This is a genomic window from Kitasatospora sp. NBC_01266, assembly GCF_036242395.1.
Taxonomy (GTDB): Bacteria; Actinomycetota; Actinomycetes; order Streptomycetales; family Streptomycetaceae; genus Kitasatospora.
In genome coordinates this window covers 2,828,454-2,847,867 of record NZ_CP108458.1, presented here as the reverse complement: position 1 = coordinate 2,847,867, position 19,414 = coordinate 2,828,454, and the positions used below count along the sequence as shown (strand labels likewise).

Annotated in this window: 16 protein-coding genes and 1 tRNA gene; 5 read left to right on the top strand and 12 right to left on the bottom strand. The window is 74.2% G+C overall.

Annotated elements, in window-relative coordinates; all coding sequences use genetic code 11:
• Window positions 1-7: 7 nt before the first annotated feature.
• Window positions 8-916 carry an HAD family hydrolase gene (locus OG403_RS12030; RefSeq protein ID WP_329572261.1) on the top strand — a complete coding sequence of 303 codons (909 nt, stop codon included), beginning with the start codon at window positions 8-10 and terminating at the stop codon, window positions 914-916.
• Here the strand turns inward: OG403_RS12030 and OG403_RS12025 are convergent.
• Both OG403_RS12025 and OG403_RS12020 read right to left on the bottom strand, forming a co-directional pair.
• Complete coding sequence (locus OG403_RS12025; protein WP_329563944.1) at window positions 913-1,131, bottom strand: FmdB family zinc ribbon protein; 219 nt, start codon at window positions 1,129-1,131, stop codon at window positions 913-915. The two genes, OG403_RS12030 and OG403_RS12025, sit on opposite strands and share 4 nt — an antisense overlap.
• Window positions 1,132-1,234: 103 nt before the next feature.
• Window positions 1,235-2,587, bottom strand: a complete 1,353-nt coding sequence (locus OG403_RS12020) for a hypothetical protein (RefSeq protein ID WP_329563943.1) — start codon at window positions 2,585-2,587, stop codon at window positions 1,235-1,237.
• Between the two features lie 157 nt (window positions 2,588-2,744).
• Between OG403_RS12020 and OG403_RS12015 the strand changes: the two genes are divergently transcribed.
• Window positions 2,745-2,819, top strand: a tRNA-Val gene (locus tag OG403_RS12015).
• Window positions 2,820-2,935: 116 nt separating this feature from the next.
• Here OG403_RS12015 and OG403_RS12010 read toward each other — a convergent pair.
• From OG403_RS12010 to OG403_RS11970, 9 genes are all read right to left on the bottom strand, one after another.
• Window positions 2,936-4,183, bottom strand: a complete 1,248-nt coding sequence (locus OG403_RS12010; RefSeq protein ID WP_329563941.1) for a low temperature requirement protein A — start codon at window positions 4,181-4,183, stop codon at window positions 2,936-2,938.
• Between the two features lie 40 nt (window positions 4,184-4,223).
• Window positions 4,224-4,715, bottom strand: a complete 492-nt coding sequence (locus OG403_RS12005; RefSeq protein WP_329563940.1) for a nuclear transport factor 2 family protein — start codon at window positions 4,713-4,715, stop codon at window positions 4,224-4,226.
• A gap of 40 nt (window positions 4,716-4,755) precedes the next feature.
• Entirely contained in the window at window positions 4,756-5,496 is a 741-nt protein-coding gene (locus OG403_RS12000; protein ID WP_329563939.1) for an SDR family NAD(P)-dependent oxidoreductase, read from the bottom strand.
• Between the two features lie 275 nt (window positions 5,497-5,771).
• Window positions 5,772-6,191 carry a nuclear transport factor 2 family protein gene (locus OG403_RS11995; RefSeq protein WP_329563938.1) on the bottom strand — a complete coding sequence of 140 codons (420 nt, stop codon included), beginning with the start codon at window positions 6,189-6,191 and terminating at the stop codon, window positions 5,772-5,774.
• A gap of 186 nt (window positions 6,192-6,377) precedes the next feature.
• Complete coding sequence (locus OG403_RS11990) at window positions 6,378-6,899, bottom strand: MarR family winged helix-turn-helix transcriptional regulator (RefSeq protein WP_329563937.1); 522 nt, start codon at window positions 6,897-6,899, stop codon at window positions 6,378-6,380.
• A gap of 124 nt (window positions 6,900-7,023) precedes the next feature.
• A complete protein-coding gene (locus OG403_RS11985; protein ID WP_329563935.1) occupies window positions 7,024-8,859 on the bottom strand; it encodes a glycoside hydrolase family 15 protein in 1,836 nt (611 codons plus the stop codon).
• A gap of 137 nt (window positions 8,860-8,996) precedes the next feature.
• Window positions 8,997-9,821, bottom strand: a complete 825-nt coding sequence (gene ddaH / locus OG403_RS11980; protein WP_329563934.1) for a dimethylargininase — start codon at window positions 9,819-9,821, stop codon at window positions 8,997-8,999.
• Window positions 9,822-9,863: 42 nt separating this feature from the next.
• Window positions 9,864-10,184 carry a response regulator transcription factor gene (locus tag OG403_RS11975; RefSeq protein ID WP_329563933.1) on the bottom strand — a complete coding sequence of 107 codons (321 nt, stop codon included), beginning with the start codon at window positions 10,182-10,184 and terminating at the stop codon, window positions 9,864-9,866.
• A gap of 5 nt (window positions 10,185-10,189) precedes the next feature.
• Window positions 10,190-10,837 (bottom strand): helix-turn-helix transcriptional regulator, encoded by a 648-nt coding sequence (locus OG403_RS11970; protein WP_329563931.1) that lies wholly within the window; start codon window positions 10,835-10,837, stop codon window positions 10,190-10,192.
• Window positions 10,838-11,358: 521 nt separating this feature from the next.
• Here OG403_RS11970 and OG403_RS11965 point away from each other — a divergent pair.
• The 3 genes from OG403_RS11965 to OG403_RS11955 all read left to right on the top strand — a co-directional run bounded on the left by OG403_RS11965 (window position 11,359) and on the right by OG403_RS11955 (window position 18,106).
• Window positions 11,359-14,640 (top strand): type 2 lanthipeptide synthetase LanM family protein, encoded by a 3,282-nt coding sequence (locus OG403_RS11965; RefSeq protein WP_329563929.1) that lies wholly within the window; start codon window positions 11,359-11,361, stop codon window positions 14,638-14,640.
• Window positions 14,641-14,790: 150 nt separating this feature from the next.
• Window positions 14,791-15,030, top strand: a complete 240-nt coding sequence (locus OG403_RS11960) for a hypothetical protein (RefSeq protein ID WP_329563928.1) — start codon at window positions 14,791-14,793, stop codon at window positions 15,028-15,030.
• A gap of 169 nt (window positions 15,031-15,199) precedes the next feature.
• On the top strand, window positions 15,200-18,106 hold the full coding sequence (locus OG403_RS11955) for a helix-turn-helix transcriptional regulator (protein ID WP_329563926.1): 2,907 nt from the start codon (window positions 15,200-15,202) through the stop codon (window positions 18,104-18,106).
• A gap of 13 nt (window positions 18,107-18,119) precedes the next feature.
• Here the strand turns inward: OG403_RS11955 and OG403_RS11950 are convergent, their stop codons facing one another.
• A complete protein-coding gene (locus tag OG403_RS11950; RefSeq protein ID WP_329563924.1) occupies window positions 18,120-19,376 on the bottom strand; it encodes an MFS transporter in 1,257 nt (418 codons plus the stop codon).
• Window positions 19,377-19,414 lie beyond the last annotated feature (38 nt).

Genomic DNA, 19,414 nt, shown 5'->3' with positions numbered 1-19,414 from the left:
TCGTCGGATGAGCGTGGTGGTGGCGAGCGACCTGGATCGGACGCTGATCTACTCCGCGCGCGCCGCCGAGCTGCCGGCCGACTCGGACGCCCGGCTGCGGCTGGTGGAGCGTGACGGCGCCGGGGCACCGCTGTCGTATCTCACCGAGCGGGCGGCCGAGTTGCTCACCGAGCTGGCGGACCGGGCGCTGTTCGTGCCGGTCACCACGCGGACGGTGGAGCAGTACCGGCGGGTGCGGCTGCCGGGCGCGGCGGGCTCCCCGGCGTACGCGGTCTGCGCCAACGGCGGGCGGCTGCTGGTGGCCGGCGAGCCGGACCGGGACTGGGACGCCGTGGTGGCCGAGCGGTTGGCCGAGGGCGGCGTGTCGCTGGCGGAGGTGGTGGACCGGCTGGCCGGTAGCGCCGACCCCGGCTGGACGCTGAAGCGGCGGGTCGCCGAGGGCCTCTTCGCCTACCTGGTGGTCGAGCGGGCCCGGCTGCCGGAGGCGTGGCTCACGGAGCTGGCGGACTGGTGCGGCGAGCGCGGTTGGGGCGTCTCGCTGCAGGGGCGGAAGGTGTATGCCGTGCCGCTGGCGCTGACCAAGAGTGCCGCGCTGGCGGAGGTGGTGCGCCGGGTGGGCGGGGCGCGGGGAGCGGTGCCGGGCAGGGCGGACTCAGAGCGGCTGGCTGGGGCGTCGGTCGAGGTACTGGCCGCCGGTGACTCGCTGCTCGACGCGGACCTGCTGCTCGCCGCGGACCGGGCCTGGCGCCCCGGGCACGGTGAACTCGCCGCGCAGGGCTGGACCGCGCCCCACGTCACGGCGCTGGCGCGGCGCGGTGCGCTCGCGGGCGAGGAGATCCTGGCGGCCTTCCTCGCCCACGCGCGGGGTGGCACCGGCGCCGACCCCGGCACCGGTGACGTCGTCGAGGCCGACTAGCCGCAGCAGCCGCCCCCGCAGCAGCCGCCGCCGCCCCCGCCGGCGGGCGGCTGCGGTGCGGAGCCGCCCGCACCGGTGACGGCGACCGTGGAGAGCAGCTTCACGGTGTCGGTGTGCCCCTGCGGGCAGCTCGCCGGGTCGTTGGCCTGGGCCATGGCGCGGCGCAGTTCGAAGGTCGCGCCGCAGGAGCGGCAACGGAAGTCGTAGCGTGGCATGCCCGCAGCGTACCCGCCGCGGGCCCGCTCATCCCATGGGCGGCATGGCAGCGCGGTGCCGTGCCGTCGTGGTCGCCGGCGCTGTCCCGGCCGCCGACGTGCCTCAGCGGTGGGCGTGCTCGGCCCGGATCAGCTCGACCACCTCGGCCGCCGTCCCGCGCACGCCGTCCAGCTCGGTCAGGAAGTGCCAGTAGTCCGGGTGCCGCCCGGCCGCCGTCAGTGATGCCACCGCCCGGTCCAGCCGCTCCACCGCCGCGTCCAGCGGTCCGGCGTGCCGCGGGTCCGGCGCCTGGCGGCCGGCCATCGCCAGTCGCTGGGCGTCCCGGAGGGCGAAGCGGGCCCGCTGGACCTCCGCCTGCGGATCGCGCGCCGCCTCGTTCAGCCGCCGCAGCCGCTCGGCCACCGCCGCCACCGACCCGTCGGCGGTCTCCAGCAGCGCCCGGACCGTCCCGATCGCCGCCGTCGCGTCCGCCCAGCGCTGCTCGTCCCGGGCCCGCCCCGCCTCGACCAGCCGGTCCTGCGCCGCCCGTCCGGCCTCCGCGGCCTGCTGCGGCACCCGCTGCAGGTCCTGCCAGCAGGCCGCCGAGAAGCGTCGGCGCAGCTCGCTGAGGGTTGGTTCGACCGTGCCGGCCTTGGTCTCCAGCGCCTGGACCCGGGTCCGCAGGCTGCTCACCCGCCGATCGATCTCGCGGGCCCGCTCCGGCAGTTGCTCGGCATCGGCCCGGATCCCGTCCGCCAGCCGCGCCACCTCCTGCGCCCGCCGCAGCGTGTCCGGCACGCCGTGCCGGCTCGCGCCCTCGTTCAGCCGGGTCAGCTCCGGGCCCAACTCGGCCAGCCGGCCCGCCAGATCATCCGCCCGCAGCCCTGCCGCCCGCACCGCGTCCAGCGCGCCGCTCGCCGCCAGCAGCGCCCGCTTGGCCTGCTCGACAGCCGGCACCACCTTGATCAGCTGAGCCTCCGCGTGCCGCACCAGCGGCTGCAGGCGGCTCAGGAAGTTCGCCAGCTCGGTCTGCTTGGCCGCCAGCTCGCGCTTGGCCTGCTCCAGCCGCTGCCGGGCCTGCGCCGTCGCCCCCGGCGGCAGCTCGGGAGCCTCCAGGTCGACCGAGTCCAGCGCGTCCAGATACCCGACGGTCACCTGGTCGATCCGCCCGCGCAGGTCCTGGTAGTCGGCCAGGGCCTGGCGCACCGCCGCTCCCTGCTCCGCACCGGCCCGCACCGTCTCGATCGCCAACTCCAGCTCGCGCTGCGCGGAGTCCAGCTCGTAGAACGCCTCCTGCGCCTCGTCCCGCGCGGCCACCGCCGCCGCCCGCTGCGCCTCGTCCCCCCGCCGCCAGCGCGACCGGCCCCCGCCACCACCGGAGAACGACCCGGCCGCCGCCCCCGCCAGCACCCAGGCCAAAGCCACGGGCAGCAGCACCACCCCCGCGAACCCCTGCGTGCGACCCGCCGCCCTCACTGCGCACTCCCTGCTCCGCCGACCCGACCCCCCATTGTCGCCGACCGCCCCCGCCCCACCACCACACCCCCCACACCCTGCGCGGCGCCGCGCCCGGGACCAGGTACTCTTACTCTTCACCACGTGACCCCCCACCCCATGGACGGGCACACGGCGGGGGCGCGTAGCTCAGTGGTAGAGCGCTGCTCTTACAAAGCAGATGTCGGCGGTTCGAAACCGTCCGCGCCCACCAGCGAAAAGGCCCCGCAGCGATCACGCTGCGGGGCTTTTGACTGCAACGACTGACAGCAACGGCTGACTGGCCGTCGGGCCGGAGTCGGATGCGGCAGGAACCGCCGGACGGGCCCGCTAGCCGGCCGACTCCTGTGGACGGGTCTCCTCGTAGCGCAGGCGGTAGGTGACGGCGAGGCACCAGGGGATGCCGAAGAGCGCGACGAGGGCGAGGCCGAGCACGAGCGGCGCCGGGTGTAGGGCAGCCAGCGCGAGGCAGGCGACGGCGGCTGTGGCGCAGGTCCGGGACAGCGGGCGGTACAGCTCGGGTTGGCCGCGCCAGGCTTCGAGGGAGGCGGCGACGAGCATCGTGCTGACCAGCACGACCGCAGCGCCGCCGCAGAGCACCCAGGACGTGGCAGGGGCGGTGCGTGACGCGTGGGCGTGCTCTACGAGACTGACCATCGCCGCGCCCATCGCGGCCACGGCGGCCGTGAGCGGCAGGTGGGCGAGCAGCCACTGCACGGTGGTGGCGGGGGTCTGCCGTGGTTCGCGGTGGCCGGCGAAGTCGAAGTAGGTCCACCAGGCGCCGAAGCCGACCACGACGGCGATCAGCGCGACGGCGACGGTGAGCACGCTGACCGGCTCGGCCGCGAGCCCGGTCACGACACCGGTGACGGTCTCCCCGAGCACGATGATGATGAGCAGGCCCAGCCGCTCGATGAGGGCGTCGGTGACGTTGAGTGTGACGGTCGCGCCCGGCGTCGCCCCGAGGACGACCGCGCCGAAGCCGATCAGGTAGCCGAGGTCGAGCAGTCCCCAGGTCCATACCCGGGCAGCGGCGGGGAGTAGTGCGCTCGCGGCGAGGATGGCGGCGCAGCAGGCGGTTCCGGCGACGAAGACGCTGCTGGCGCTGTGGTACTCGGGTCGGTCGCCGCGGGAGGCCAGCAGCCACAGCACCGCCAGGATCGCGAACAGGATCCCCGCGGTGACGGCGAAGGCCGCTCCCCGCGCGCCGCCCGCCAAGGGGATGAACGCTCCCAGCGGGACCAGGACCAGGATCTGCAGCAGGAAGGTGATCCGGGCCCGGGCGTCCTCGCGGCCGTGCAGCTCGTGGTGCAGGCTGCCGTTGAGCCAGGCGATCCAGACCAGCCCGAACACCGCGGCGTACTCGCCGAGGCCGCGCCAGGTGAGCTTTCCCGCAAGGTGGTGCGCCGCCTGTGCGACCAGGACTACCGCGACCAGGTCGTAGAAGAGCTCCAGCGGGCCGACGGCACGCTCGTTCGGCTGCTCGCCGTGGGGACGCGGCGGCTGCCACAGCTGTCGCCGCACCCGCTGCCAGAACGTCGGCTCGCCTCCTGGGGCCGGGGCGCCTTCGTCCGTCATCCGGTGACGCTCCTACGGTGGGTGCGGCGGCCCCGCGCGATCAGGGCGAGCTGGGTCGGGTCTCGGTCCAGTCGACCATCAGGCGGCGCTCGGCGAAGAGCCACTCGCCGTCCTGCCTGACGAATTCGTCGAGATAGCGGATGGCGGCGATCATGATCGTGCGCTCGGCGTCCGCGCCGAACGAGACGTGGTGGGCCAGGCAGTAGCTCTCGCCGCTCGCCCGGTCGCCGTCGAGGGACACCGTGCTCTGGCCGTTGAAGTGGGTGGTGGCCGCGTAGGTGTTGAGGTTGTCGAACACCGGGGCGAGGGCTTCTCGTCCGTGCAGTTCCTGGGTCGGGTCGGCCGCGGTGGCGTCCAGGTGGACCAGGAAGCGGGTGTCCTCGGTGAACAGGGCCAACTGGCCCTTGGCGTCCCGACGGTCGGCGCAGTGCGCGTAGGCGTCGATCAGCTCGCGGATGGCCAGCCGGTCGGCGGCTTCCTTGCGCAGGACGTCGATGTCGTCCTGGCCCGGCTCCGGTGTGCTGGTGGTCATGATGACCTCCTGTGAGTTGAATCTTCAACTCGAAGCGTTGTCAGACGGCGGCGCGTCCTCCGTCGACGGGCAGGACGGTGCCGTGCACGAAGCTCGCTCCCGGGCCGGCCAGGTAGGCGATCGCCTGCGCGATCTCCTCGGGGTCGGCGACCCGCGCGGCGGGGGCCCGGGAGGCGAGCTGCTCCAGGCCGTCGCCCATGGGTGCGGTGCCCTCGGTGCGGGTGGGACCGGGTGCGACCGCGTTCACGCGCACCCCGCGCGGACCGAACTCCGCGGCCCAGGCCTTGGTCAGCAGCGAGACGGCTGCCTTGCTGGAGCCGTAGAGCGCGGCTCCGGCCTGGCCGAACCCGGCGACCATGGTCGTCAGGTTCACGATCACGCCCTCGCCTCGATCGGCCATCGCCGGGGCCAGCGCGGCGACCAGGAAGAACGGGACCTTGACGTTGGTGGCGTACATCGCGTCGAAGTCCGCCTCGGCGGTGGCCTCGGTCGGGCCGAAGGCGCCGATTCCGGCGTTGTTGACCAGGATGTCGACCCGGCCGCCGGTTCGGACCGCACGCTCGGCCAGGTCGCGCGCGGAGTCGGCGTCGTGCAGGTCGGCGGCCAGGAAGTCGGCCTTCCCGCCGTCGGCGCGGATCGCGGCGACGACCTGCGCGCCGCGCTCTTCGCTGCGGCCCGACACCAGTACGTGCGCACCCCGAGCGGCCAAGGCGTGCGCGGTGGCGCGGCCGATGCCGCTGGTCGAACCGGTCACCAGGGCGATCCTGCCGGTGAGTTCCATGACGTACCTCCGCGGTGGACAGTGCTCGTCGGGCCCCGCCAGGGTCCGGAACGGCTCGTACCATCCACTATTCGCCGCATAAAGCGGATCGTCGCCTCAGAACGAGGCCGTCGTCGGCGGCCAGGAGCCCGTGCTCGTCCGGCTCGACAGCATCGAGGGCCTGCGCACCTGGTGCGACTTCCTGGTCCAGCACCAGCGCGACCCGCAGTGCCGCGGCCGCTGCCCCATCGGCTCCCTGGGCAGCGGCCGTACCGGGCGGGCGCGGCTCTCCTCGCTCAGGCCAGACCGAGCTGGGCGGCGATGACGGAGCCCTCCGCGTAGCAGTCGAAGCGCTTGATCCTGCCGTCGACCAGCTCGAACACGTCGCAGCAGGGGGCGTCCATGCGCTTGCCGGTCGGCGGGACGGTGCCCGAGGGCAGCTCGAGCGGGCCGAGGTGGGTGCCCTGCAGGCGCAGCTGCACGATGACCATGTTGTCGACCACGTAGAACTGGCCGAGCTCGCGGTGCATGTCGGGGAACGCCTTCGCGTAGACCTCGACCGTCCTGCCCAGTTCGGCCGCGCCGCGATAGGTGTGCGGGATGGATTCGTCGGTGAAGGTCCCGTCCTCGGTGAAGGCGGCGACCCAGCCGGCGACGTCCTTGTCCTCGGCGGCCTGGTAGGCCCTGCGGATGATCTTCTCGTTGTCGAGTGACATCTCGGTTCTCCTGATCCGTGCCACGTGAGGGTGACGAGGTGGCGCCCGGAGCGGGCAGCCTCTTCTCTTTCACTTTAACCTTCAAGTCATCGTGGCGCACTGGCTCTGGCTGACTTTGTTTTGGCAAGTCGGGAGTCGAGTGGTGCGATCGACGACTTGATGTGTCAGGTCAAGTCGGTCATGTCATCAGCGAGCGGGCGAGTCGATGCGTTGCAGGATGCGCTCGGCGTCCTGGCCGAGCCGGCGCAGGCGCTCGCCGGACAGGTTGTCCACCACGAGGTGGCGGATGTAGGCCACGTGGCCGGGCGCGGCCGCCTCGAGCTTGCTCATGCCGGTCGGCAGGAGGACGGCGTTGGTGAAGCGCCCGTCGCTCGGGTCCGGCTCGCGCCGGACGTAGCCGCGGCCCTCCAGCCGCTTCACCATGTGCGACAACCGGGACAGCGAGGTGCTGGTGTGCTCGGCCAGCGTGCTCATCCGCAAGGTCCGCTCGGGGGCCTCGGAGAGCATCGCCAGCGCCATGTACTCGACCATGCTCAGCTCGGCGTCGCGCTGCAACTGTGCGTCGATGGCCCAGGGGAGCCGGGTGATCAGGCGGACCACCGATATCCAGGAGGCCAGCTCGGCCGGCGCGAGCCACGGGCCGGCCTGCTCGTCCGCCCGCGGCGACGTGTCGGGTGACGTGTCGGGCGACGGGTCATCGGTGGGCATTTCGCGAGCGTATCAGCCCCACCGGGCGGGAGAAGTGTGGCTGACCGGCACCGTTCCCTCGGTGGCAGTCACTTTAGTCTTCATGTGATGCGCCATGGCGCGGCCACACGGCGGTGATGCCGCCTCAGCCCAGCGCGCGGTCGAGGTTGAAGGCGGCGCTGATCAGCGAGAGGTGGGTGAACGCCTGTGGGAAGTTGCCGAGTTGCTCGCCGGTCGGGCCGATCTCCTCGGCGAACAGGCCGAGGTGGTTGGCGTAGGTGAGCATCTTCTCGAAAGCGAGCCGGGCCTCCTCCAGCCGGCCAGCGCGAGCCAGCGCCTCCACGTACCAGAAGGAGCAGATGGAGAAGGTGCCCTCGGGGCCGTGCAGGCCGTCCGGGCTGGCGGTCGGGTCGTAGCGGTAGACCAGCGAGTCGGAGACCAGGTCCGTGGTGAGGGCGTCCAGGGTGGAGAGCCACTTGGGGTCGGTGGGCGAGACGAACTTGGCCATCGGCATCATCAGCAGCGAGGCGTCCAGGACGTCGTCGTCCAGGGCCTGGACGAAGGCGCCCCGCTCGGTCGACCAGCCGCGGCGCATGATCTGCCGGTAGATCGCGTCCCGGGACTTCCGCCAGCGGGGCAGGTCGGCCGGCAGACCGCGGCGGTTCGCCATCCGGATGGCCCGCTCCAGTGCCACCCAGCACATCAGCCGCGAGTACACGAAGTTCCTCCGGCCCGCGCGGGTCTCCCAGATTCCCTCGTCGGGCTGGTCCCAGTGCCCGCAGAGCCAGTCCGCCATCGCGCCGACCTCGTCCCAGCGGGCGCTGCTGATCGGCTGCCCCCACTTGTCGTAGAGGTAGATCGAGTCGATCAGGGCTCCGTAGATGTCCAGTTGGAGCTGGCCGGTAGCGGCGTTGCCGACCCGCACCGGCGCGGAGCCGAGGTAGCCCTCCAGATGGGGCAGCTCGTACTCGGGCAGCTCGCGGCGCCCGTCGATGCCGTACATGATCTGCAGCGGGCCGGCCGTACCGGTGCCGCCCATGATGCCGCGCTCGCAGAGGAAGCCCATGAACGCCTCGGCCTCCGAGGTGAATCCGAGGCGCAGCATGGCGTAGACGCAGAAGGCGGCGTCGCGGACCCACACGTAGCGGTAGTCCCAGTTGCGCTCGCCGCCGATCTGCTCGGGCAGGCTGGTGGTCGGTGCGGCGATGATCGCACCGGTCGGCGCGTAGGTGAGCAGCTTCAGCACCAGCGCGGAGCGGTTCACCATCTCCCGCCAGCGCCCGTGGTACTGCGAACCGGCCAGCCAGCGGCGCCAGAACCGGACGGTCTCCTCGGCCTGCTCCTCCGCCTCGGCGCGCGGGCACGACCGGAGCGGGACGTCGTCGCCGATCTGGTCGAGGGCGAACACGTTGGACTCGCCCTCGAGCAGCTTGAAGTGCGACCACGCGTCCAGGCCGTCGCTCTCCAGGGGCGCGGTGGCGGTCAGCGCGAGGGTCAGGGACGGGGCGCTGAACACCGCCTGGCGGCCTTCGAGGTGCGTGGTGTGCTTTTCGGCTCCGTAGCCGAAACGCGGAGCGATCCGCGCCCGGAACGGGAGGGCGCCGCGGACGCAGACCACCCGCCGGATCAGCCGGTGCCGGGCCTCCTCGCGCGACTCGTCGAGCACGGGCATGAAGTCCTGGATCTCCGCCACCCCGTCCGCGGCGAAGAACCGCGTGATCAGCACGTTCGTGTCAGGGAAGTAGAACTGCCGGGTGCGGGTCGGGACCTCGGCGGCCAACTCGAACGACCCGCCCCGGTCGGCGTCGAGGATGGACCCGAAGACGCTGGGCGAATCGAAGCGCGGGCAGCAGTACCAGTCGATGGTGCCGTTCGTGCCGACCAGGGCGGTGGTACGGAGATCCCCGATCAGGCCGTGTTCGGGGATCGGTATGTAGCGGGAGCTGTCCGTCTGCTCGAAACCAGTCGTGTCGAACGCCATGCCGGCCTCCCTGCCGCTGCGGCGCGGGCCTGGAGATGCAACCTCGCTCTTCATGCTAGTTCGTCGCCCGAGGCTCGGGCCCGGCGTAGCTGTGCGTACAGGGTCGACTGCTGTCGTTCGAATCGCGGGCCGGCGCGTCATGCCGCCGGGCGCAGTTCCAGGGTGCAGCACTTGACGCTGCCGCCGCCCTTGAAGAGCTCGGACAGGTTGATCAGGTGCGGGGTGTAGCCGTGCTCGCGCAGGCGGCCGGCGAGGGGCTGGGCGGTTTCGGAGAGGAAGACGTTGCGGCCGTCGCTGAGGGCGTTGAGGCCGAAGGCGGCGGCGTCGTCCGGGGTGGCCAGGATGGCGTCGGGGAAGAGGCGTCGCAGGGTGGCGCGGCTGTCCGCGGAGAAGGCGGACGGGTTGTACATGATCTCGTCGCCGTCCAGGACGGCCAGCGCGGTGTCGAGGTGGTAGAAGCGCGGGTCGGTCAGTTCCAGGCTGATCACCTGTCGGCCGAAGTACTCCTGGGCCTCGCGGTGGCCCGCCGTGCTGCTGCGGAAGCCGTGGCCGGCCAGCAGGTAGGAGCGGGTGGTCAGGATGTCGCCCTCGCCCTCGTTGAGGTGGCTGGGTTCGCGGGTGTCGGTGAAGCCGTGGTCGCGGAACCAGTCCAGGTAGGCCGCGCCTTCGGCGGCCCGTTCCGCGTTGCGGAAGCGGGCGCCGAGGACCTTGCCGTCCACCACGGTGGCGCCGTTGGCGGCGTAGACCATGTCCGGGAGGCCGGGGACCGGGTCGATCAGGTCGACGGTGTGACCGGCCTCGACCAGGGCGTCGTGCAGCTGCTGCCACTGGGCCACGGCCAGGCCGGTGTCGACGGGCTTGTCCGGGTTCATCCACGGGTTGATGGCGTAGGTGACGTCGAAGTACGCCGGGCGGCACATCAGGTAGCGGCGGGGGCGGGCGGTGCGAAGGGCGGTGGGCATGACGGCTCCGTGAGGTGAGGATCGGCGGAAAGTGATGGTGCGTCAGATCAGGCCGTGGTGCAGGCCGTAGGCGACCGCGTGGGCCCGGTTGCGCGCGTGCAGGCGGGACATGAGCTCGTAGATCGTGTTCTTGACGGTGTGCTCCGAGCAGCGCAGCGCGCGGGCGATGGTCGCGTTGCCGTGGCCTTCGGCGACCAGGTCCAGCACGGCCGTCTGGCGCGAGGTCAGGGTGGGCTTCACCGGGGCGGGCGCGGGGGCCCGGTCGGCGCCCCCGGCGGAGAGGGCGCCGTAGCTGCCGGTTACCAGTCGGGTCAGGGCGGCGTAGGGGAGTTGGACGGCGCCGCAGGGGGACTGATGGGTCATCGTGTTCAAAGCATTCCCGCTCGGAGTGCGTAGGCGACGGCGTGTGCGCGGTTGCGCAGCCGGAAGCGTTGGGTGATGTCGTGCAGCACGGTGGTCACCGTGCGCTGGGAGTAGGCCAGTTCGGTGGCGATCTCGCTGGTCTCGTGGCCTTCCGCGACCATCCGCAGGACGGCCCGCTCGCGGTCGGACAGGCCCGGCACCTGGCCGGGGCGGCCCCGGTGGCGGTGGTGCTCCGTTGCCGAGCGGCCGAGGACCTGGTCGAAGAGTTCGGGTGGCAGGGTGCAGTCGCCGCGGGCGGCGGCCAGGGCGGCCTCGGCGAGCCGGGCGGGGTCCGCCTCGCGGCGGAGCAGCAGGGCACGGGCGCCGGCCGCGAGGGCGTGCAGCGCGTCGGCGGGGGCCAGTTCGCCGGCGACCAGCACGATGGCGGGTCGGGCGGGGGTGTCGCGGGTGGCCCGCAGGAGCTCCAACTCGTCGTGTCCGAAGCGGTCCACGGTCAGCACGACCACCCGGGGCCGGTCCTCGGGGTTGTCGAAGGCACCAGCGGTCGGCGAGGCGGTGGCCGTCAGCTCGGCACACAGGCGAAGGGCGCTGAGCGTTCCCGCTTCGAGTACGGGGTCGAGGGCGACGACGCTGACGGCTACGGGTTCTGGCACTGGGGCCTCCAGGGCTGGCAAGGCGGCACGAAGGGAGGGGGTGCACCGGAGCGGGGAGGCGGTGGCGGTCACGGCCGGGCACGGTCCACAGACTGCCGTTCCCGGGCGGCGGCGGACATCCGGTGCGGCTACCCAGCTTGTGCGGGGGGCTGCCCGCACCCGCCGCAGGTCGGGCGCGAACGGGCGCCGCCGAGGTCTGGAGGGCGGCAGCGCGCGGTGGTGACGAGGAGTCATGGGGAGCTCCGGGACCGGCTGGAGCGACCGGACGGCGGGCGGGCATGGGGGCCTGGGGAGGCGTATGGGGGAAACGGGGGGCCGCACCCGCGCCCGGGGCCCGGCCCGGGGCGCCGCCGGGACGGCCCCCGGGGCTCGGACCGGCCGGCGAATCCGCAAGTCAGCGGCGGGTGCGGTCCGACCGGTGATCCGCTGGGGGGCGACTACGGTGCCTCATGGGGGCTCGCCAGACAATATGGGGGCTTGCTCCCTACATAGCGGTCGAGCGGCTCTGGGACGTTGTTCCTGTGACTGATCGCGCTGCTCTCCTCGACACCCGGACCACCCGCCTCCCGCAGGCGTGGTGGGCGCGCGGCCTGACGCTCTGTGAGCGGCTGGCCGCGCCGGGCGCCCCCGTGCCGGACCGGGCCGTGCGCCTGCAACTGGACGCGCTGCGGTCCGCGCCCTGGGCCTGGGCCCAGTCGGACGGCACCGCCGCCTGGCTGGCCGCGCTCGGTGTCCGGGACGAGGACGCCCGGGCGCTCGGCGAGGAGGCACCGGAGAGCCTGGCGGCCCGCACCGCCAAGCCCGGCTGGGCCCGGACGGCCGAGCGGGCGCTGGAACTGGCTCCGGAGCACTCGGCCGACGGGCCGGCGCGGGAGGCTCTCGGGCCGGACGCGGACGGTGCGGAGGTCTTCCTGCCGGTGCTGCGGCCGATGCTCGCGGCCGCCTGGGGCGAGGCCGCGCAGCGGCTGACCCTGCCGACCGCGGAGCGGGAGGTCGTCCGGTCCGCCTTCGAGCGGCGCCTGGGCGCCCGCCTCGCCCGGCAGGCGGCCCGGACCCTGGTGACCCGGATGCACAAGGCGCGGCGCGCGGGGGAGTTGGTCGGGTCCACGCCCCGGGACCGGTTCGCGGACTTCGTCGCCGAAGCCGGTACCCGTGGCGGCCTGACCGGTCTCTTCGCCGACTACCCGGTCCTCGCCCGCCTGCTCGGGCAGGGCTGCGCCGACGCCGTCGAGTCGGTGGTGGAACTGGCCGGCCGGCTGCGGGACGACCGCGCGGACCTGGTCGCCGGCCTCCTCGACGGGGTGGACCCGGGCCCGCTGACCGGCCTGGACCTCGGTCTCGGCGACTCCCACCAGGGCGACCGCAGCGTCGCCGTGCTGACCTTCGCGGACGGCCGGCGGGTCGTCTGCAAGCCGCGCCCGCTGGACCAGCACGCCCTGCTGGACGAGCTGACGGGCTGGCTCAACCGCCGGGTCCCCGCGCTGGAACTGCGCAGCCCGCGCTCGCTGCGCCGACCCGGCTACGGCTGGCTGGAGTTCGTCGAGCACCGCTGGTGCTCCTCCACCGCGCAGGCCGACCGCTTCTACCGCCGCCAGGGCGCGCTGCTGGCCCTGCTCTACGCGGTCGACGGCGCGGACATGCACTTCGAGAACGTGATCGCCTGCGGCGACCAGCCGGTGCTGGTCGATGCCGAGACCCTGCTGCACGGCGGGCTGCCGCTGCCCAGCAACGCCGGGCACGACCCGGCCGCCGACGCCCTGGCCGCCTCGGTCCAGCGCACCTGCCTGCTGCCCGTGCTGCTGATCGGCGAGCAGGGGGCCCTGGACATCTCGGCGCTCGGCCGGGTGGACGCCGAGGCCTACCCCAGCGCCGGCCTGCGCTGGGAGTCGGCCGGGACCGACGCGATGCGCGCCGTGCGCTCCACGGTGATCAGCCCGGGAGCCCAGAACCAGCCGCTGCCGCGGGAGCTGGCGTCGGCGGTGACCGACCACCGCGCCGCGCTGCTGTCCGGCTTCCGGGCCGGGTACGACGCGGTCACCGAGCACCGCGCCGAACTGCTGGCCGCTGACGGGCCGCTGGCCCGCTGGGCGAACGCCCCGGCCCGGCTGATCGTGCGGGCGACCCGGCTCTACACCACGCTGCTGGAGGAGTCGACCCACCCGGACCTGCTGGGTGACGCGCTCGCCCGGGACGCGGTCTTCGCGGTGCTGTGGACCGAGTCGGCCCAGGACCCCGCCCGGCAACGGCTGGTGGAGCACGAGATCGCCGACCTGTGGCGCGGTGACGTGCCGCTCTTCACCCACCGGCCGCAGGGGACGGCGGTGTGGACCTCCACCGGTGTCGGCCTCGAAGGGGTGCTGCCCGGGTCGGCCCTCGCGGCGGTCCACGCCAAGATCGCCGCGATGGGCGAGGTCGACCGGCACGGCCAGGAGTGGGTCATCGCGGCCTCGCTGGCGGTGGCCGGCTCCACCGCCCCGGGCGAGGGCCCGCGCTCGCGGCTGCGGGAAGCGCTCGCGCCCACCCCCGTGCCGCCCACCAGCGGTCGGCTGCTCGCCGCCGCCTGCGGGGTGGCGGACGAGTTGGTCGCCCGCGCGGTGTATGGCGAGGACCGGGCCAACTGGCTCGGCCTGGAGCAGATCGCGGACGCCCACTGGGCGGTGCTGCCGATGGGCGCCGGACTGGCCCAGGGGTACACCGGGGTGGCGCTCTTCCTGGCCCAGGCCGGCCGGCTCGCCGGCGCCGAGCGCTACACCGAGTTGGCCCGCGCGGTGCTGCGCCCGCTGCCCGCGCTGCTGCGGGCGCTGGCGCTGGACCCGGCGCTGAGCCTGGCCGCCGGGCCGGGCGCGCTGGACGGGCTCGGCGGCATCGTGCACGGGCTGCTGCGCCTGCGTGAACTGCTGGGCGCGCAACCGGGGACGGACACCGGGAGCAATCTTGACCGGGTGCTCGGTGACGGGCCGCAGGACTGCCTCGCCCTGGCGCTGACCGCGCTCGCCCAGGCCGCCGGGTCGGGGATCGAGGATGCGATCGGGGACGGGCTGGGGGACGGGCTGGCCGGCGCGCTGGCCGCCGCGGTCGCCGTGCAGCGGGCCACCGGCTCGCGTCCGGCGGCGGCGCTGGCCCGGACGGTGGCCGACGAGCTGCTCACCCGTCTCGAGGCCCGCACCGGGCCGAGGGCGCGGCCCGGGTTCGCGACCGGGGACGCCGGGATCGGCTGGGCACTGCTGCGCTTCGCCGTCGCCCAGGACGCCCCCGGAGCCGTCAGCCGCCACGCGGTGGCCGGAACGGCGCTGCTGCGCGCCGCGCTGGCGACCGCCCGACGGGACCCGGAGGTCGTGCGGGACGGCTCCTGGTACGCCGGACTGCCCGGGGTGGTCCTGGCCGCCACCGAACTCCCCGGCCCCGCCGCTGAACTCCCCGGCCCCGCTGCCGAACTCCCCGACACCGCCGCCGACCTGGAGGAGCTGGCCGCCGCGGTGGACGAGGTCGCGGGCCGGCTGCTGCGCCACGACCTGAGTCTGGGCCGGGGCGCCCTGGGGGCGCTGGAGACGCTGGGCCGGCTGGCCGAGTGCGGCAGCCGTACCGCCCGGGCCGCTCTGGAGCGCCGCACCGGCGAGCTGCTCGGTGCGGTGGAACTCCTCGGCCCGCGCTGCGGGACGCCCGACCAGGTCGCCACCCCGGGGCTGCTGAACGGCCTGGCCGGGATCGGCTACGGGCTGCTCCGGCTCGCCTGTCCCGACCAGGTGCCCTCGCTGCTCCTGCTCGAGCCCGCCACCACCGGCCGCCCGCCGCTCGCCCGCTGAGCCACCGTCGCCGATCGACCACCGACCGCTCGACCACGCACCGCCCGCGACGCCCGCCACACCTTCGCTCCGCCCTCGAACCTCTCGCCCAGCTCGCCGACTCCGCCGTCCTGCCCGCGTGCAGCGGTCCACGAAAAAGGGGAACCCGTGATGAACAAGCACTTCGCCCAGGCCCAGGCCCAGCTCGCCGCCGTCGCGACCGACGAGACCCTGCTCGCCGCCGGGACCGTGGACGCCGTGGCGGAGGACCCGGCCGGCGGCATCACCCTCTCCGGCCGCAACCGGGTCTGCGCCCGGGCCCTGGTGCTGGCCGGCCTGGTGCTGACCAGCGGTGTCGTGGTGGCGCTGGGCGGCCTCGACACCTCCGTCTCGGCGCCCATGGTGCTCTGACGGACGCTCGGGGAGGCTGAGCCGACGTGCGGACCCGCCGGGGGGCGGGTCCGCATCGTCATGTCCTCAGCAGGATCTCCGACTTACCTCCGACTGGTCGTCACCAGCCCCGCAGAATGGGCACAATCGCCCTGTCGTGATCAATTGCGAGCAACTATAGTCACCGACTATGCGTTCTCCGCAGGCACACGTCATCGGACGTGAGACCCAGCTGCGGCACCTGCGGCAAGCCCTGGCCGGGGCCCGCCAGGGCCGGGGCAGCGCTGTTTTCCTGGTCGGCGAGGCGGGCGTCGGGAAATCGCGGCTGGCCGCCGAGGCCGCGGGCGAGGCCTTTACCTCCGGCTTGCGGGTGCTGCGTGGACGGAGCAGCACCACCGGACCCACCGTGCCGTTCCGGCCGCTGACCGAGGCGCTGATGTCGCTGTTCCGCGGCGGCGAGCCGATCGACGACCAGGCGCTGGGCCCCTACCGCCCGGTGCTGGGCCGCCTGATACCCGAGTGGAGCGTCGGGGACCAGGAGAACAGCTCGCTGGTGATCCTGGGCGAGGCCGTGCTCCGGCTGCTGATCGCGGCCGGCCGGGACCGCGGCCAGGTCCTGCTGCTGGAGGACCTGCACGAGGCCGACCCGGAGACCCTCGCCGTCGTCGAGTACCTGGTCGACAACCTCGAGTACACCCCGCTGGTCCTGCTCGCCACCATCCGCACCGAGTTCTGCGAGGCGCTCGACCTCGCCTCCGCCGCCCGCCGGCGCGGCACCGGCACCGTGCTGGAACTGCCGCCGCTGACCCGGCCGCAGGTGTGCGAGCTGATCGCCGTCCAGCTGGGCGTCGAGCCGGAACAGGTGCCGCAGCCCGTACTCGAACGGCTCTGGGACGACAGCGCGGGCAGCCCGTTCCTGGTCGAGGAACTGCTGCAGTCGCTGGTCGGCAGCGGTCTGCTGGTGCAGGGCGCGGACGGCTGGCAGGTGATCGGCAGCCTGCGCAGCGATGTGTCCGGCTCGCTGGCCCGGGGCATCCTGCGGCGGATCGACCGGCTCGGGCCGCAGGGCCTGGCGCTGCTCTCGGCGGCGGCCGTGCTCGGCCGCCGGTTCCCGCTGACCGTGCTGCAGCGCATGGTCGGCATCGACGACCGGAGCCTGCTGGGCCACCTGCACGCGGGCGTCGCCGCGCAGTTGGTGCTCCCGGACGAGCCGGCCCCGGACTGGTACGCCTTTCGCCACTCGCTCACCCTGGACGCCCTGTTCACCCAGCTCACCCCGGACAACCGGGCCCAACTGGCCCACCGCGCGGCCGAGGCGGTGCAGGAGCTGCACCCCGGCCTGAAGGGCGAATGGTGCCCGCTGGTCGCCGAACTGCGGCTGCAGGCGGGGGAACCGGCCGAGGCGGGCCGGCTCTACGCCGAGGCGGGCCGCCGGGCGCTGGCGGACGGGGCGATCGGCTCCGCCGTCGCGCTGCTGGACCACGCCGAGCGGCTGCTCACCGGTCTGGGCGACGCCACCGCGCGGGCGGAGGTCCTGGAGTCGCTGCTGCCCGCGCTCGCCGAGGCCGGCGAGTTCGGGCGCGCCCTCGACCTGGCCGAGCAGCTGCACGAGCTGGGCGGCGTCGGCCTGAGCCGCAGCCGCAGCGCGGCGCTGCACACCCGGCTGGCCAAGGTGGCCCACACGGCGGGGCGCTGGCCCGACGGCAACCGGCAGATCGCGCTGGCCCGCGAGGCGCTCGGCGAACGGCCGGACGAGGTCGAGGCCGCGCCGGTGGACGTGGTCGAGGCCTACCTGGTGCTGGACACCCCCGGTCCGGACCGCACCCAACTCGCCGAGAAGCTGGCCCGGTCGGCCGTGGAGGTCGCCGAACGGCACGAGCTGTCCACGGTGGCCTGCCAGGGCTGGGAGCTGCTGGCCACGGTGGCCCGCGAGCGCGACATGGCGCAGGCCCAGGCGCTGCTGGAGCGCGCGCTGACGATGGCCGAGCGGCACCGGCTGCCGCTGCAGCGGCTCTACGCGATGACCAGGATCGGCGGCAACCGCTGGCTGGCCGAGACCGACGCCACCGGCCTGCGCGCGGCCCGGGAGGAGGCGCTGCGGCTCGGCGGCGCCGCCGTGGTGCACACCATCGACGGCATCCTGATCCTCGACTCGGTGTTCCGCGGCGAGTTCGACGCGGCGCGCCAGGCCGCCGACGAGTGCCTGGTCGTGGTCCGCCGGCTGCGGCTGGCCCCCGCCGTCCGCTACGCCCTGATGGCCAGAGCCGCGGCGGCGGCCCACCTCGGCGACCGGGCCGGCATGGAGGAGGCGCTGTCCGCCTTCGCGGCCTGGGACGGCGCGGGCTCCCAGGAGGAGGTGCTGACGGTCGGCCTGGCCCGCACCTTCTGCGCGCTGATGGAGGAGGACCGCGACCTCGCCCGGCACGAACTCGAGCTGGTGGCGCGGCTGGAGCGGGACAACCCCAGCACGTACTACCTCAGCGGCCGGGCCGGCATCGGCGTCCTGCTCGACGTGCTCGCCGGCACCGCCGGACGCATCGACCACAGCGCGGCCTCGGCGACGGCCCCCGGGCGGATGCGCTGGAACCGCCACTTCCTCGCCCTGGCCGACGCGGTGCTGCTGGGCCGCGAGGGCCTGCCGGACCAGGCCCGGGAGGCGGTGGCCCGCGCGGCGCGCGAGGCCGAGGGCCATCCGGTCGCGCTCCAGCTGGGCCTGCGGCTGGTGGCCGAGGCGGCGCACGCGGACGGCTGGGGCGAGCCGGCGGCCTGGCTGCGCGGGGCCGAGCACTTCTTCCACCAACTGGACGTCCCCGCCGTGGTGAACGCCTGCCGAGCGGCGCTGCGCGGCATGGGCGTCTCGGTGCACCAGCACCGCACCGGCACCAGCCGGATCCCGGAGCGGTGGCGGACGATGGGGATGACGGTCCGCGAGTACGAGGTCTTCGTGGTGCTCGCCGAGCGGCTGGGCAACAAGGACATCGCCGAGCGCCTCTACATCTCCCCGCGCACCGTGGAGAAGCACATCGCCGCGCTGATCGCGAAGACCGGCGTGGCCAACCGGGCGGCGCTGTGCACGCTGTCGGCGTCGCTGCGGTAGGTACCGCGCGGGCTCAGCGCATCTCGCGCACCGCCCGGGAGGCCAGCGTGCCCAGCGCCGTGCAGGCCAGCACCGCCGCGGCTAGGCCGAAGACGCCCGCGGTGCCGGAGCCGGCCAGCACACCGCAGGCGATCAGCGAGATCGGGGCGGCGGCGTAGCCGAGCACCATGTCGACGGAGACGACGCGGCTCAGCACCTCGCCGGGGATGTTGCGTTGGATCCAGCTGAGGCCGAAGACGCCCTGGAAGCCGATGCCGAAGCCCATCGCCAGCACCGTGCCGACCGCCGCCACCGGGTTGCCGACCAGGCCCAGCGCGGCCATGCCGATCGCCAGCCAGCCGGCCAGCGCGGCCACCATCAGCCCGACCCGGGGCCGGCCGCGGACCGCCCCGCCGGCCAGCGTGCCGAGCATCGCGCCGCCCGCGAGGGCGCTGTTGAGCAGGCCCAGGGTGGTCGAGCCGCCGTGTCCGGCGGCGCGGGCCAGGGTCGCGAAGCCGACCGTGAACGGGCCCGCGTAGCTGAAGTTGACGGCGGTGTCGAGGGCGACGATGGTGCGCAGCCGCGGGTCCGCCCAGGTGAAGCTGATGCCGGCGCGGATCCGTTTGCCCAGTCCGTCCGCGGACTTCGCGGGGGCCTGGCCGCCGTCCGGACGCTCGGTCAGCGGGCGGATCCGGGCGACCAGCAGGCCGCAGAGGGCGAAGCAGACGGCGTCCACCACGAAGGCGGCCGAGGGCCGGGTGGCCGCGACCACCATGCCGCCCAGCGCCGGGCCGAGCACCGCGCTGATCCGGGTGCCGGTGCCGAGCAGCGCGTTGGCCTGGGTGAGCAGCTCCTTGTCCACCACCGAGGGCAGCACGGTCACCCGGGCGGGCTGGAAGAAGGCGTCCACCGCGCCGAAGACGGCCGCGGCCGCCAGCAGCATCCACAGGCTGATCAGGCCGCCGAGCCCGGCCGCGCCGACCGCGCCCATCACCACCGCGCGGGTGAGGCTGGAGGCGGTCATCATGGCGCGCGGCGAGCGCCGGTCGCTGAGCGAGCCGCCGACCAGGGTCAGCAGCGCGCGCGGCACCGCCTGCAGCGCGAGCACGTAGCCGACGTCGAGGGTGGAGTGGGTCAGGGAGAGGGTGATCCAGGTGAAGGCGATGGTGCTGAAGCCGTCGCCGAGCAGCGAGAGCGACTGGCCCAGCCAGAGCAGCCGGAACGCGGGGAGCCGGGCCGGGGCCCAGAGTCGGGGTGCCGCGACCGGGAGGGTGGCGGAGGCGGTAGCCATGAGGCGGCCTTTCGGCGGGGCCGCCGCCCGGTGTCGGG

What these genes read in the sequence shown, in the direction of transcription:
- OG403_RS12005 (WP_329563940.1), bottom strand. Translation starts at nt 4,715, where the DNA reads ATGACCACCAGCACACCGGAGCCGGGCCAGGACGACATCGACGTCCTG.
- ddaH (WP_329563934.1), bottom strand. Translation starts at nt 9,821, where the DNA reads ATGCCCACCGCCCTTCGCACCGCCCGCCCCCGCCGCTACCTGATGTGC.
- OG403_RS11985 (WP_329563935.1), bottom strand. Translation starts at nt 8,859, where the DNA reads ATGGCGTTCGACACGACTGGTTTCGAGCAGACGGACAGCTCCCGCTAC.
- OG403_RS11950 (WP_329563924.1), bottom strand. Translation starts at nt 19,376, where the DNA reads ATGGCTACCGCCTCCGCCACCCTCCCGGTCGCGGCACCCCGACTCTGG.
- OG403_RS12030 (WP_329572261.1), top strand. Translation starts at nt 8, where the DNA reads ATGAGCGTGGTGGTGGCGAGCGACCTGGATCGGACGCTGATCTACTCC.
- OG403_RS11955 (WP_329563926.1), top strand. Translation starts at nt 15,200, where the DNA reads ATGCGTTCTCCGCAGGCACACGTCATCGGACGTGAGACCCAGCTGCGG.
- OG403_RS11960 (WP_329563928.1), top strand. Translation starts at nt 14,791, where the DNA reads ATGAACAAGCACTTCGCCCAGGCCCAGGCCCAGCTCGCCGCCGTCGCG.
- OG403_RS12025 (WP_329563944.1), bottom strand. Translation starts at nt 1,131, where the DNA reads ATGCCACGCTACGACTTCCGTTGCCGCTCCTGCGGCGCGACCTTCGAA.
- OG403_RS11975 (WP_329563933.1), bottom strand. Translation starts at nt 10,184, where the DNA reads ATGACCCATCAGTCCCCCTGCGGCGCCGTCCAACTCCCCTACGCCGCC.
- OG403_RS12000 (WP_329563939.1), bottom strand. Translation starts at nt 5,496, where the DNA reads ATGGAACTCACCGGCAGGATCGCCCTGGTGACCGGTTCGACCAGCGGC.
- OG403_RS11990 (WP_329563937.1), bottom strand. Translation starts at nt 6,899, where the DNA reads ATGCCCACCGATGACCCGTCGCCCGACACGTCACCCGACACGTCGCCG.
- OG403_RS12010 (WP_329563941.1), bottom strand. Translation starts at nt 4,183, where the DNA reads ATGACGGACGAAGGCGCCCCGGCCCCAGGAGGCGAGCCGACGTTCTGG.
- OG403_RS11995 (WP_329563938.1), bottom strand. Translation starts at nt 6,191, where the DNA reads ATGTCACTCGACAACGAGAAGATCATCCGCAGGGCCTACCAGGCCGCC.